The sequence below is a fragment of the Clostridium tetani genome (genome assembly GCF_900167265.1).
In the GTDB taxonomy this organism is placed as follows: Bacteria; Bacillota; Clostridia; order Clostridiales; family Clostridiaceae; genus Clostridium_G; species Clostridium_G tetani.
On record NZ_FUWT01000007.1, the window covers coordinates 94,714 to 108,305 of the forward strand.

Below are 13,592 nucleotides of genomic sequence, written 5' to 3' on the forward strand. Positions count from 1 at the left end.
AAAAGGTAGCTCTAATTAAGAACTACCTCTAATTAAATTATTTAATTAATTTACATACATCATTTGCAAATTGTACAGGATCTTCTATAGGAAGTCCTTCAATAAGTAAAGCTTGATTGTACAATAAACTTGAAAGCATTTTTAATTTATCTTTATCATCTTTAAAAGCACTTTTAATTGTATTAAACATATTATGATTTGTATTTATTTCTAATATTTTATCAGCCTTTATATTTTCATTATTAGGCATCATACTAAGTACTTTTTCCATTTCAATTGATATATCTGAAGCATTGGCAAGACAAACAGGATGGCTTTTTAATCTTTTAGATGCTCTAACTTCTTTTACTTTTCCATTTAAAACATCCTTCATAAATTCAAATACTTCTTTATTTTCATCATTTTCCTTTTGTTCTTCTTTTTCTTCAGCTTCAAAACCTAAATCCTTACTGTATACTGATTTAAATTCTTTTTCTTTGTAGTTCATAAGCATTTTAATTGCAAATTCATCCACTTCATCAGCAAAGTATAGTATTTCGTATCCTTTATCTCTAACAATTTCTGTTTGAGGTAATTTTTCAATTTTATCTATATTTTCTCCTGGAGCATAATATATATATTTTTGATCATCTTTCATACGAGAAACATATTCATCTAACGTTACAAGTTTCTTTTCAGTTGATGAGTAGAACATAATTAAATCTTGTAATACCTCTTTGTTAGCTCCAAAATCTGAATAGACACCATATTTTAGTTGTCTACCAAAATTATTATAGAATTTAATATAGTCCTCTCGCTTATTTTTAAGTATGGATAAAAGTTCACTTTTTATTTTTTCCTTTATATTTTTTGCAATAAGTTTAAGTTGTCTATCATGTTGCAATAATTCTCTTGAAATATTTAAAGAAAGATCTTCTGAATCAACTAATCCTTGAACAAAGCTAAAGTAATCTGGTAATAAATCTGCACATTTTTCCATTATCAACACGCCGTTTGAATAAAGTTCAAGCCCTTTTTCAAAATTTCTTGTATAAAAATCATAAGGTGTTGTAGATGGTATGAAAAGTAATGCAGTGTAAGACACTACTCCTTCCACTTTTGATCTAATTGATTTCAATGGTTTATCATACCCAAAGTGTTTATCTATATAAAATCTTTCATAGTCTTCAGTTTTAACTTCATTTTTATTCTTTTTCCAAATTGGTACCATACTATTTAAAGTTTCATCTTCAAAATAATCTTCATATTCGTCTTTAGTACCTTCTTTTAGTTTAGTTTTCTTCATATTCATTTTAATTGGATATTTTATAAAGTTAGAATACTTTTTAATTAAATTTTTTATATTATATTCTTCTAAAAATTCATCATAATTTTCATCATCAGTATTTTCTTTTATTTTTAATATGATTTCAGTACCTAATTCATCTTTTTCACATTTTTCAATTTCGTAGCCTTCTACTCCCTTTGATTCCCATTTATATGCTTCATCAGAATCTATGGAATGACTTTTTACAACAATTTTATCCGCTATCATAAATGCAGAATAGAATCCAACTCCAAATTGACCTATAATATCTATTCCCTCTTTTGATTCCATTTTATTTTTAAATGCTAAAGATCCACTTTTGGCAATGGTTCCAAGATTATTTTCCAACTCTTCTACAGACATACCAATACCTGTATCTATAATTGTAAGAGTTCTTTCTTCTTTATTTGGTATAATTCTTATGTAAAAATCTTTTTTATTAAAACTTATATTTTCGTCGGTAAGTGAACGATAATATCTTTTGTCAATAGCATCACTTGCGTTTGATATAAGTTCTCTTAAGAATATTTCTTTATTTGTATAAATTGAGTTAATCATTAAATCTAGTAGTCTTTTGGACTCTGCTTTAAACTGTTTTACTGCCATTTTATCATTTCCTTTCATCATAATTTATTAAAATATGAGAAGCCTATGCCTTTTTAAGTTCTCTGTTAGCACTCCAATTTGCTGAGTGCTAATTAAATTTTATCAATTTAGATAATTTTGTCAAGACCCTTCATTAAAAAACAAAGATTTTTATTATTAATAAGTATTTCTTTTATTAACAAAATCTTCTCTTACAGCATTTAATATAATGTAGAGTATAAAGGAGTTGTATATAATGGGAAGTTTCAACTGTGCAAGTCCTGAAGAATTATCCTTCATTGCTAATATAATAGCTATAGAATTATCTGCTGGAAAAAATGCTGATGAATTAAATGTACTTGGAAATTTTATTGTTGCAATTGGTGGCCTTATGTTGGCTATAGCAGCTCAAAAGCAAAATCTTGAAAGTTTATCTAAAGATGATGACAATAAGAAAAGAGGTAGCTCTAATTAAGAACTACCTCTAAAGCTAAGAACTCTGTTTATATTAACAGCGTTTATGGCAGCAACAATTTATATCTAAATAAACATTCTTAGTGTATATATTTACTTCACCACATTTTGGACATTTATCATGCTTATCTTTTCTTCTATCGCTACTTTCAAAAGCTTCTTTCATTTCCATTAATTCTTCCATACTCATATTATCCATTTCCATTAATGTTCACCTCTTTTTTATTTTTAAGTTAAAGTTTGGCAATTAGGAGTCAAATATATATTTTTGGTATATATATTAACTTTACCACATTCCTTATTGTCTTTATTATCTTCATCCATACAATCTAGTGGAAACTTATGATTGCATGGGTTACACATACTTTCTGATATGAATATTAATGCTAATAATATTAATATTAACCCTTTGCGACAACGCATAAATAGCACCAACTTTTTTTTTAATATTCTTTATATATTGATAATCTATACTTCTATATTATGCACCTACTTCTTAATTTGTTCTTATTTTATATAAAGTTTTATGTTTTTTTACATATTGTTACATTTACCCTCAAAAAGTGAAAAAGAGCCCTTATAAGCTCTTTAATTGCATTAATATTTTATAAAACTATATTAAGCTTTTTTACAAAGCGATGTCAGGTTTTTTTACAAAACAATGTTAAGCTTGCTTACAAAGCGATGTTAAGCTTGCTTAACGAGCCCAAAAATAAAATTAAAATTTTTCAGAGCACAGCGAAGAAAAATCTCCTTCATTGTTCATTATTCATTATTAGTTATTCATTGAATTAGGGTGTGAAAATCAAAAATTTTCACACCCTAATTCTATACCCTACGCCCCATACTGTTTCAATGTACTGTGGCTTTGATGGATTAAATTCAATTTTCTCTCTTATTCTTCTAATATGCACTGTAACTGTGGCACTATCTCCAATGGAATCAAGTCCCCAAATACTTTCAAATAATTCATCTTTTCCAAATACTCTATTAGGATACTGTGCCATATGCAGTAATAAATCGAATTCTTTTTGTGCTAAATTAACTTCTTTGTCATTTATAATTACCTGTCTAGAATCTTTATTTATTTCAAGACCTCTTATGGAAATCACATTATTATTTAGTTTATCACTAAATTTATTCTTTAATCTCTCATAATTTTGGATATGAGATTTAACTCTAGCAACTAATTCTCCGGGGCTAAAGGGTTTTGTAATATAATCATCTGCTCCAAGACTTAATCCTTTTATTTTATCAATTTCTTCTTTTTTAGCAGAAACCATTAAAACTGGCACATCTTTAGTATCATGAATAATTCTCAATATATCAAATCCATCCATTTTAGGAAGCATAACATCAAGAATTATCAAATCATATTTATTTTCCTTTATTTCATTTAATCCAGATACTCCATCTGTACAAATTTTCACTTCAAAATCGGAAATCTCTAAATAATCTTTTTGAAGTTCTGCAATGCTTAAATCATCTTCAACTATTAATATTTTTTTCATAGTTGTATCCTCCCCTCCCTTTAAATTTTACACAAGGATATCATAATGCTTGTCCCTTTGTTACCATGGCTAATTGCCCATATCCGTCCATTATGTCCTTCTACAATTTGTTTGGCAATGGAAAGTCCTAGTCCACTACCTTTTGCTCCACTTCTTGCCTTGTCAGTTCTATAGAATCTATCAAATATTTTATTTGCATCATTATTATCAATTCCAGCACCATTATCTCTTATTTCAATGATAATGTTTGAGGTTGTCTCCCTTAAGTTTACAACTATTTCACCTTGTTCTTTATTCATATATTTTTGGGAATTTCCTATAATATTTAATATAACCCTTTTTAGCCTTTCTCTATCCATCATAACAAAATTAGTTGTTTTTAGCTCATTATTTAACCATATTTTTATATTATCCTTTTTAAGCTCCGGCTCACTTTCATATATACAGTAGTTAAAATATTCAACAATATCCACCTTTTCAAAGTTAAAAGGTATTTGATTTAAGTCAAGCTTTGAATATAAAAGTAAATCATCAATCATAAGATCTACATGTTCTGCTTTAGAATAAATAGTTCTTAAATAGCTTTCTCTTTTTTGAGGAGTATTGGCAACTCCGTCTAAAATTCCTTCCACATAGCCCTTTATTGATGTTATTGGCGTTCTTAAATCATGAGAAATACTTGATATAAGTCCTTTACGATTGTCATCATATTTCATTTTCATAATTATAGAATCTTTAAGTTGTACCCTCATAGACTCAAATCCACGGCATAATTCCCTTATTTCCGTATCTCCTTCTTCGGCAATACTACAATCTAAATTTCCATTGCTAATTTCATTTGTAGCCTTCTTTAAAGATTTAATGGGTTTAATTATCTTTTTTGAAAGAATATAAGACATAATTACATTAGTTATTATAAAAGATATTATGAAAATAACAATGGCAATCATTATAAAATTAATAAGTAAATTTATTTTTTCTCCTTCTATAGGTGCTAATAATATTATAATACCATTGGATTTATCCTTAAAATTTAACTCCACAGTTTTAATTATATATGAAGTATTATTAAGAATAATCCTTTTATCTATTATTATTCCTTTGGATATATTAATACATTTTTCTATATCTATTTTATTAATATCTTCAGGCTTAGCTATGATTTTGTGAGATTTAACAATAACAAATTTACCATTTATACTTGAAAGTTTTTGTGATAAATCCTTTTGAAATTTATCTTCTTCAATATTTTTATTATCTTGTTTTAATATGTCGTCACTAATTTGAGTAAGTTCAGATGATATAATCATTCTTTTTTCAAATTCATCATGTTCTAATTTATTTCCACCAATTTTTGCAAAAACAAACAATACACAAGACATAATTATGGTTGTTATAATTATTGGCACTATAACAGTTATAGTATTAGATATTATAAGTCGCTTTTTTATATTCATTTTCTCACCTTAAAACTCTTTTTTATCAAATAAGTAATATCCTGCTGTGAAAAATAATATTCCATATCCGCACATCATCATTAATTGGCGAAAAATCTTCATAAATGGGAAATTGCTCATTGTCCATAGACCGTACCAATTAAGCATTGACGTAATAAATATTCCTGAATATCGTGAAAAAACAATTTCCATAGCCTTAAAAGCAATAAAAACCAATACAGATAAGAAAAATACCCCTGTTCCGCCTTTTAGTATATTACAAAAAACTATAATTATAAGTGATAAAATCATCATAGGTAGTATACTAACTATGTAGCATAAAAATATTTTTATTATTCCTTGAAATGTAAAGGAATTAGAATTAAATATAAGTCCTGTAATAATTGAAAAAATCATTACAAATAAAAGATTTGCCAAAACAAATAGCATTATTGCCACTATTTTAGCGGTAAAAAATTTTAATCTTGAAATTGGTCTTGTAATTGTAATTTTCATGGTATTTTGAGAAAATTCTCCTGAAAAACTATCTATAGTAACAAGAGCTGTAAACAATGGCAAAATACTATTTATTACTATAGAAAGAACTAATATAGGAAACTCTGCACTAGAAGTTCCTCTTATGCCAAATCCACTTCTTAATCCAACAATAGTAAATTGTCCTATTACAATGAAAATTAAAGATACTATTGCTGCTACTGATATCTTTTTCTTTTTATATAATTTTTCAACTTCATTAACTACGGCTGCCTTAAATCCTTCCACTTTGTTCCACCTCACTTACGAAATAACTCTCAAGAGTTGCATGATTATTTAATATATTCTTAGTGGTATCCACATTAAGCATTTTTCCTCCATATAGAACCCCTATTTTAGTACATGTAAGTTCCACATCATGAATAAGATGACTTGATATAAAGAATGTATTTCCCTCTTCCTTTGCAAGGTTTTTTATAATATTTCTCATGTCAATCATACCTTCAACATCTAATCCATTAAAGGGCTCATCTAATATAACCACTTCTGGTTTTGATAAAATTGCCGCTGCAATTCCAAGCCTTTGCTTCATTCCAAGAGAAAACTTCCCTGCTTTCTCATTTTTAAATTTTATTATTCCTGTAAGTTCTAAAACTTCATCTATTCTTTTATCATCAACATTTTTATAATATCTTGAAAACTGTTTAAGATTTTCATAGGCAGTTAGATATTGATAGGTTTCTGCTGTTTCAATAATACATCCTACCTTTTTCATAGCTTTTTCAAAATCTTCTATAACACTATGTCCAAGTATTTTAACATCTCCACTATCTGCACTAATAAGACCTGTCATAATTTTCATAGTTGTGGTTTTTCCCGCTCCATTAGGTCCTAAAAAGCCAAATATATCTCCTCTATTTATTTCTAGATTAATATCCGTTATCCCTCTACCATTTTTATACACTTTGTTTAAATTAGTTATTTCAATAACCTTTTCCAATTTAAAATTCCCCCTACAAAAATTATAATTAACCTTTATAAGCTTCAGATAAAGGTTTAAAACTTTATCTGAAGCTAAATTTTATTTAAACATTATTATTCAAATACTCTATTAAAGGAACCACCATACAGTATATTATTTCTTCCTCTTTGAGGTATATCAAAATATACACTTGCATCATGTCTATTAATACTTATATGTCCTACACCTGATACCCCTTCGATTCTAACTGGTGCATTATACTTATCTTCACCATATTTAGCTTCAAAATTTACTTTTGATAATTTTCCTGCATAGCTTTCATAGCCTTTTAAATATTTTTCTTCGTAATTTCCAGTAACAATCTTATCATCTGATTTAGTAATATTTAATATTCTTTCTCCTATCTTTTGGAACTTACCATCCTTTTCTATGATGATATCATTTTTATATTTACCTATATATTTTTCAGGATTTGCAAATTCATCTCTGTTATTTTGTACATTTTTTTCTACTTTCTTACCTGAAAGATCTAGTTTGTTTACAACAGTAGAATTAACATTGGATAATTTAAAAAGCACTTCAAAGGTTAAATTGTGTTCTACACCTTTTTCATCTTTTCCATGGAATGTTCCCGTTCCAAGAACATTTTGTAGCAGTCCATTTTTATCTGTTATCATCTTACCTTTAACTTCTTTAATGTATATATCCTTAATTATTACAGGCATAGGATTTTTTTCGTTAGGATTTCTATTTATTGAAGCAGTGTTACTCTTTAGCATGTAAGAAGTTATTGCATTTATAAGAGTAGGTATTTGAGCTTCACTAACTGATCCATATAATTCTTTGCCACCATTGGCGTTATCTTTTACTATAACATGATCTTTTAGATTACCAACTATTGCATCTCCTATTTTTTCAAGGTCTGATGCATGATCCTCTTTAAAAGGATTATGAAATTCATATCCTTTTTCCGGTTTTTCAAATTTAGTTTCATAATACATATCTGATTCAGGATCATTAGTAATCATTAAATTTTTGTCTACATAATAGTAACTTTTGATTTTATCGTTTCCCTTAGTACGTGTATTAATATTTTCTTGAGCACCTTTAATTCTATCATATTTACTTAATGAACTGTCAGATATAATAATCTTTCCATTATCCTTTACTGCCATAGATATATCCACAGTATAGCTTGAAAGATTACTTGAAAAACTTTCTGCTGTATATTTTAATGCATCTTTTGCCTGCTCATAACCACTTTTAGATGCCACTTCTGCAAAAACAGTTGTTGTAAGCATTACCATACCTACAGCAAAACTTGTAATCATTGCAGTTTTCTTTTTAAGTTTCATTTTATATTCCTCCTTTAAATTTTCTTGAATTTTATTAGGAAAGCTTTCCCTAATACTATATTAAATGAAGTAGCTATAATTTTCCTAAACTAATTATTAAGAAATTCTAAACTTTTGTTTTTACTAAAAAAATTTGCCCTTCATCAATAGAAGGGCTATGTTAAAGTAGTATTTTAAAGTTTATCTTTAAATGATGAGAAAATACTATTTAGTTTGTGAAGATCATCCAAAAGAAACTCTTCTGCTTCTTTAATATCCATAGAACAAAACTCCATTGGAGATATATCCCTGTCTTTACAATCCAAGTTGGTATATCCTATTTGTTCTCCGTTGACTTTTAATATAATTTCTCCAATTTTTGATACATGAAATGTAAATTCTATAGGTAAATCCCAGGATAATTTATCAACTGTTTTTCTGAATAATCTTTTCTTTATTTTATAAATATTTTTATTTGTAAAAACCATAGCTTTTGTATATAAAAATGGTATTTCACCTTCTTCAAAGGAAATTTTTAAGCTTTGAATAGAATGCCAAAACCATCTGCTACCATCTAAATCATCTAATGCAGTATGCATATTTCTACTTATTGGACTAACTTCAAAGTAAGAAGCAACCCCAATTTCTCGTGCTTTTCTTAAAAAGAGTTCTTCAAATAATTCTATTGCCTGTGCTTCTTTATCTAAACTTCCACCTCCTTTAATAATTGTCTCTTCTCTTAGTGTATTAAACTTTTCAACTTCATTTCTTAATTGCAATTCTTCATCTATATCAATATATTCTTCAAGGACTTTGGTAAACTCCACTAAATTGCTATTTTCCCAGATTCCAGAAATAAGCAATGGTTTATTAGGGGATGTTACCAAACCATAAATATCACTTATGTACTCATCTGAGCCTTTTATAAAAGGACTCTTCACACCGCTATCAAACAGCATAAATTGTTTTCCTAAAATGGCACTTGCTAAAAATATTTCCCAATTTTTATAAGTGTGAATAATGTAACTTCCAATTTCATCTAACAACGGAACAGCATCCTCCACTTCTAGATAACCAACATTAACACTTTTTCCAATTATGTCCACCATTCTCGCACTATCAAAGGCTAAAAAACCAACATTTTTTGCAAAGGGCAATAGGGATTCAAATTGCTGAAAAAACTTATTTAATTGACGAAGTTGTTTTTTTCTTTTCTTAAAGAATCGGCTAACATGATTTCTTACATCTTCAACTAATTTATTTTTATCTTCTTCTGACAGTTCTATAGTTCCAGCTGCATTATATAATTGTACAGTATTTAAAATATTTTCTTCACTTAAATAGTTTTCATTAACAAAATTTGAAGTTAATGCTACAAAGTTCTCCTCATGTTCTAAATAAATTTGTATCATAAAGGACATTGCTGGTGATAATACATATCTATTGCTATCTAAATCCTCAATACAACTAAGGGCTGTTTTACCGTCCTTTATATCATAGTTACTTTTTAATCCTTTTTTTATCATGGCTTTACCTGTAACCCTATTGGTTATCTCCATGGATAAAAGTTCATTTTCTAATCTAGTTTTTGGTATCATTACTCTGTAATCTTGCATATATCGATACATACTAGCAAAAATCATATAATTATTTTTCATAATAGTCCTCCCGAAAATCAAAAAGAGCATCTACCTAGATAAATGCTCTTTTTTATTAAAATAACATTTTGAATTCTGTAATTAAGCTAATCTTGGTGCCATCTTATTATTTTCTTCTAAATTATTAATATCATTTTGTTCATATCCATTTTGAATACTATCATTTATTTCCTTATATGCATTTATAGCTGTATCTTTTATATTAGTTGCACCATTACTTATGTTATTAACTACAGTGTTACCTGCATCTTTAATTTCAGTTGCAACTGATTTTACTGCATCAACTACCTCTTTACTTACTGCTACAATGGTATTTTTAACTTCCTGTATATCAGACATTGAGTTTTTAATGGTATTTTTTATATCATTATAATCTTTTTTTATGTCATTATATCCTGTAGAAATTGTATTTGGTATTCTTTTTATAGGCTCTTTTATAGAATCTATTCCAACTTTTATAGCTCCAGCAGTTTGACCTAATTTACTTATAACTCCACTAGTTGGATTATCCCATACCGCTTTAATACCAACTGCCGCTGTTCCAACTTTTGCTACTACATTCATAACATCTGCCCCAACTGAAACAGCCGTTTTTACTACTGTTCCTACTAAAGATGTGGCTGAATCTTTAACCTCTTTGGCAGCATCTTTTAAATTGACGGCAGTAGTTTTTACTTGTTTTACGGTACTAGATATTCTTGATGCAGTATCTACTATTTTATTACTTACGGATTCTGATGCATCCTTTATAGTTTTAGCTACAACCTTAGCTGTATCTACAACAGTTTTTGAAATTTTGCTTACAGCATTAACAACACTTTTACCTACGGAAACTGCTGTTTTAACAAATTTTGTGGTTTCACTAGCTACAAAAGAAAATTTATCCGATACTGATTTAAAAAATCCTGCTACTGAACTTTTAGTTGTATTTTTTTCTTTTGGTACAACTTCTGAAGAATTTTCTTTTAAATTAACCATTGAAGCTTTATATTCGGCTTCTGTAGCCTTCATATTAATAGCTTGTACATTTGAACTGCTATTAGTATTTTTTATATTTTTGTCCTTAGCTTTGTAGTCATTTTTGTTGTTCATAACATTTGCATTTAAATTAACATTACTAGTTATTTTCATAATTTTCACATCCCTTTTTTAAATTTTATATAATCACTTTTAAGTGTTTATACCTATGGATTAACGGTATTTTCCCTGTACTGAATATGTTCTATTTTGTACTAAACTAAATTCATCTTCTAATATAAATTCACCATCTATGAAAAGCTTCATTGTCCAAGTTCCCAAAGGATAATTACGAGTGTTATCATCTAAATCCATCCAAAACCATAAACTTATTGGCCCTTCATTATTGGGTGGTGTAAATAAATTATTTTCAGTTATTTGGAATAGTTCACCCTTAGGTGTATACCATACTGTTGTAACAGCATGTAATCCTGTTACATTGGTAAATTGGAATCTTGTTACTATCTTTTTATCTAATGACATATTAAAGCTTTTCTTATTTACAATGTCTTCTTCTTCACTTATTACAGAACTTATATTGTATTTTTCTATATGTGTTGTGTATTGAGTATTATTGTACATTCTCTGATCATTTTCATTAATCATAACTATAGACCAAAGTTCCTCATTATCATCTGGGAAATATATATTGGCAGTTGAATCATTAAGTTTTAATTCACCATTAATTAAAAATTTGTATGGATGTTCCCCTGATGGTAAATTACATTTAAATATCCATTTATTATTATCTTTAACCATTAATCCTTCACTTGGATTATAGTTATTAAATTTTCCTATTACAGATATGGTTTTAATTGGCAAATACTCATTTTCTTCATATTGAAAAATTACCTCCATAATTAAGCACCTCCTGTCAAATATTACTTCTTATACTTATTTTCGTCATTTTTATAATAATGTTTAATTTTTTTTAAATAATAATTAAATTTAAATTTATATAAGATTATTTTTGACTTTTTATATAATAAATAATAGCTTAATCTAAAGCAATATAATAAAAAAAGGAAGATTATTCATCTTCCTTTTTTTCATCAACAGTATCTATTTCATTATCATTATTGTTTTCTTCATCAGGGTTAATCATCAAATGACTAAAATCTGTCCTGTCTTTATTCTTTTTTCTAGTTCCACGTGCCAAGTAATCACCTCTTTTCTATAGTATACCACTAATACGTTATTATATATAGTATAAAACTAAATTCATTTACTTAGTTGCCTTTTCTGCTCTAAGCTTTTTTCCCTTTATAGTTGTAGATTTTAATCCTTCTAATACAAGTTTTCCTTTCCCATTTAATATATCTACATAGGAACAAACATCTTGTATATCTATTATACCTATATCTTCTGGAGTAACACCAGAAATATTTGTAATTCCTCCAACTATATCTCCTGGTCTTATTTTTTTCTTTTTACCTGCACTAAGGTATATTTTTGTTATGTCCTTATCTAATTTATCAGCCTTTTGCTTTTTAATTTTTGGCATAGCTTTAATTTTTTCAATAAATGCTTTTTCTCCATTTTCTACACTTTCTTTTGTAATTTCATCTCCTAATTTTATTTTAAAGCCTATGTACTCTTCAATTTGCTTAAAGAACCTATCTTCATAAGGTGTAACTAAACTTATTGCACAACCTTCCCTTCCAGCTCTTCCTGTTCTGCCAGTTCTATGAACATAATTTTCCTTTTCCATAGGGATATCATAGTTTATTATATGCGTTACATTTTCTACATCTATGCCTCTCGCTGCAAGATCCGTTGCTACTAAAAACATAAATTCTCCTCTTTTAAATCTATTCATAATATCTATTCTTTTATCTTGCATCATTCCACCATGAAGAGCCTTACATGGATAATCTTTATTTTCCATTAGCTTTGCAAGCTTATTTACATTTTCTTGAGTTCTACAAAATATAATTGAGCTATCAGGATTTTCAGTAATTAATATTTTGTTTAGAAGATCAAACTTATTTTTATCTTCAATTTCATAATATATATGCTGTATTTTTTCCTCTGTAAATTCTTCTGGATTAACTTCTATCATAATAGGAGATTTCATATATTTTTCACATAGTTTTTCGATCTTTTCTGGTATTGTAGCAGAGAAAAGCATATTAACTCTTTTTTTAGGTAACTTTCTCATAATACTTTCAACTTGATCTATAAACCCCATATTAAACATTTCATCCCCTTCATCTACAATGAAATATTTAATTTTGTCAAGGTCTATTGTTCCTCTTTCTATGTGATCCAATGTTCTACCCGGTGTTCCAACTACCACGTGAGTTCTTTGTTTTAGCTCCAGAGCTTGAGTTTTAAAGGGTTGCTTTCCAAAGATTGCAGAACATTTTATTCTTTTAAACCTTCCAATATTTTTTATATCTTCTTTTACTTGAATACAAAGTTCCCTTGTAGGTGTAAGCACTAGTGCCTGAGGCTTTCTCTCTTCTAAATTAACATTTTCACATATTGGAATTCCAAATGACGCTGTTTTACCACTTCCAGTTTTTGATTTTACTATTATATCTTTATTCTTAATAGCTACTGGAATAACTTTTTGTTGTACCTTTGAAGGATTTTTATACCCTAATTTTAATAGTGCCTCTAGTATATCTTCACTTATTCCAAAACTTTTAAAACTTAACTTTTCCATTTAATTTCAACCTCTCACCTTTAAATTTATATATATATTTTTAGTTACTTTATAAAAAATATCCGCTAAAAACAAGGTTCTTAGAATTCAGATAGGTTTTAAACTATATCTGATTCTAAGAAC

14 protein-coding genes are annotated in these 13,592 nt (G+C 27.8%); 1 reads left to right on the forward strand and 13 read right to left on the reverse strand.

The window, feature by feature from the left end; translation table 11 throughout:
- Positions 1–37: 37 nt before the first annotated feature.
- Complete coding sequence (gene htpG, locus B5D21_RS06940) at positions 38–1,912, reverse strand: molecular chaperone HtpG (protein WP_035125161.1); 1,875 nt, start codon at positions 1,910–1,912, stop codon at positions 38–40.
- Between the two features lie 235 nt (positions 1,913–2,147).
- Here htpG and B5D21_RS06945 point away from each other — a divergent pair, with 235 nt between their 5' ends.
- On the forward strand, positions 2,148–2,366 hold the full coding sequence (locus tag B5D21_RS06945; protein WP_023438435.1) for a hypothetical protein: 219 nt from the start codon (positions 2,148–2,150) through the stop codon (positions 2,364–2,366).
- 33 nt (positions 2,367–2,399) lie between these two features.
- Here B5D21_RS06945 and B5D21_RS14155 read toward each other — a convergent pair whose 3' ends face one another.
- The 12 genes from B5D21_RS14155 to B5D21_RS06995 form a co-directional block, all read right to left on the reverse strand.
- Positions 2,400–2,570: a hypothetical protein gene (locus tag B5D21_RS14155; RefSeq protein WP_023438436.1), complete on the reverse strand. Its 171-nt coding sequence runs from the start codon at positions 2,568–2,570 to the stop codon at positions 2,400–2,402.
- 23 nt (positions 2,571–2,593) lie between these two features.
- Entirely contained in the window at positions 2,594–2,788 is a 195-nt protein-coding gene (locus B5D21_RS06950; RefSeq protein WP_035125157.1) for a hypothetical protein, read from the reverse strand.
- Between the two features lie 392 nt (positions 2,789–3,180).
- Complete coding sequence (locus tag B5D21_RS06955; protein WP_011099707.1) at positions 3,181–3,876, reverse strand: response regulator transcription factor; 696 nt, start codon at positions 3,874–3,876, stop codon at positions 3,181–3,183.
- 20 nt (positions 3,877–3,896) lie between these two features.
- A complete protein-coding gene (locus B5D21_RS06960; RefSeq protein WP_011099708.1) occupies positions 3,897–5,333 on the reverse strand; it encodes a sensor histidine kinase in 1,437 nt (478 codons plus the stop codon).
- A 9-nt stretch (positions 5,334–5,342) separates the two neighbouring features.
- Positions 5,343–6,095 (reverse strand): ABC transporter permease, encoded by a 753-nt coding sequence (locus tag B5D21_RS06965; RefSeq protein ID WP_035109670.1) that lies wholly within the window; start codon positions 6,093–6,095, stop codon positions 5,343–5,345.
- A complete protein-coding gene (locus tag B5D21_RS06970) occupies positions 6,082–6,807 on the reverse strand; it encodes an ABC transporter ATP-binding protein (RefSeq protein ID WP_011099710.1) in 726 nt (241 codons plus the stop codon). Before B5D21_RS06970 ends, B5D21_RS06965 begins: the two co-directional genes overlap by 14 nt.
- Before the next feature lie 95 nt (positions 6,808–6,902).
- Positions 6,903–8,144 (reverse strand): hypothetical protein, encoded by a 1,242-nt coding sequence (locus tag B5D21_RS06975; protein ID WP_011099711.1) that lies wholly within the window; start codon positions 8,142–8,144, stop codon positions 6,903–6,905.
- Positions 8,145–8,317: 173 nt separating this feature from the next.
- A complete protein-coding gene (locus tag B5D21_RS06980; RefSeq protein WP_035109666.1) occupies positions 8,318–9,781 on the reverse strand; it encodes a DUF1266 domain-containing protein in 1,464 nt (487 codons plus the stop codon).
- Positions 9,782–9,862: 81 nt separating this feature from the next.
- On the reverse strand, positions 9,863–10,912 hold the full coding sequence (locus B5D21_RS06985) for a phage tail family protein (RefSeq protein ID WP_035109665.1): 1,050 nt from the start codon (positions 10,910–10,912) through the stop codon (positions 9,863–9,865).
- 60 nt (positions 10,913–10,972) lie between these two features.
- Positions 10,973–11,656 (reverse strand): early set domain-containing protein, encoded by a 684-nt coding sequence (locus B5D21_RS06990; RefSeq protein ID WP_011099714.1) that lies wholly within the window; start codon positions 11,654–11,656, stop codon positions 10,973–10,975.
- Between the two features lie 172 nt (positions 11,657–11,828).
- A complete protein-coding gene (locus B5D21_RS14390) occupies positions 11,829–11,957 on the reverse strand; it encodes a hypothetical protein (protein WP_023438446.1) in 129 nt (42 codons plus the stop codon).
- Between the two features lie 66 nt (positions 11,958–12,023).
- Positions 12,024–13,469: a DEAD/DEAH box helicase gene (locus B5D21_RS06995; RefSeq protein ID WP_011099715.1), complete on the reverse strand. Its 1,446-nt coding sequence runs from the start codon at positions 13,467–13,469 to the stop codon at positions 12,024–12,026.
- Between the last annotated feature and the right edge of the window lie 123 nt (positions 13,470–13,592).

Bases quoted from the DNA above. Each gene is read 5' to 3' on its own strand.
- htpG (WP_035125161.1), bottom strand. From the start codon at position 1,912: ATGGCAGTAAAACAGTTTAAAGCAGAGTCCAAAAGACTACTAGATTTA.
- B5D21_RS06945 (WP_023438435.1), top strand. From the start codon at position 2,148: ATGGGAAGTTTCAACTGTGCAAGTCCTGAAGAATTATCCTTCATTGCT.
- B5D21_RS14155 (WP_023438436.1), bottom strand. From the start codon at position 2,570: ATGGAAATGGATAATATGAGTATGGAAGAATTAATGGAAATGAAAGAA.
- B5D21_RS06950 (WP_035125157.1), bottom strand. From the start codon at position 2,788: ATGCGTTGTCGCAAAGGGTTAATATTAATATTATTAGCATTAATATTC.
- B5D21_RS06955 (WP_011099707.1), bottom strand. From the start codon at position 3,876: ATGAAAAAAATATTAATAGTTGAAGATGATTTAAGCATTGCAGAACTT.
- B5D21_RS06960 (WP_011099708.1), bottom strand. From the start codon at position 5,333: ATGAATATAAAAAAGCGACTTATAATATCTAATACTATAACTGTTATA.
- B5D21_RS06975 (WP_011099711.1), bottom strand. From the start codon at position 8,144: ATGAAACTTAAAAAGAAAACTGCAATGATTACAAGTTTTGCTGTAGGT.
- B5D21_RS06980 (WP_035109666.1), bottom strand. From the start codon at position 9,781: ATGAAAAATAATTATATGATTTTTGCTAGTATGTATCGATATATGCAA.
- B5D21_RS06985 (WP_035109665.1), bottom strand. From the start codon at position 10,912: ATGAAAATAACTAGTAATGTTAATTTAAATGCAAATGTTATGAACAAC.
- B5D21_RS06990 (WP_011099714.1), bottom strand. From the start codon at position 11,656: ATGGAGGTAATTTTTCAATATGAAGAAAATGAGTATTTGCCAATTAAA.
- B5D21_RS06995 (WP_011099715.1), bottom strand. From the start codon at position 13,469: ATGGAAAAGTTAAGTTTTAAAAGTTTTGGAATAAGTGAAGATATACTA.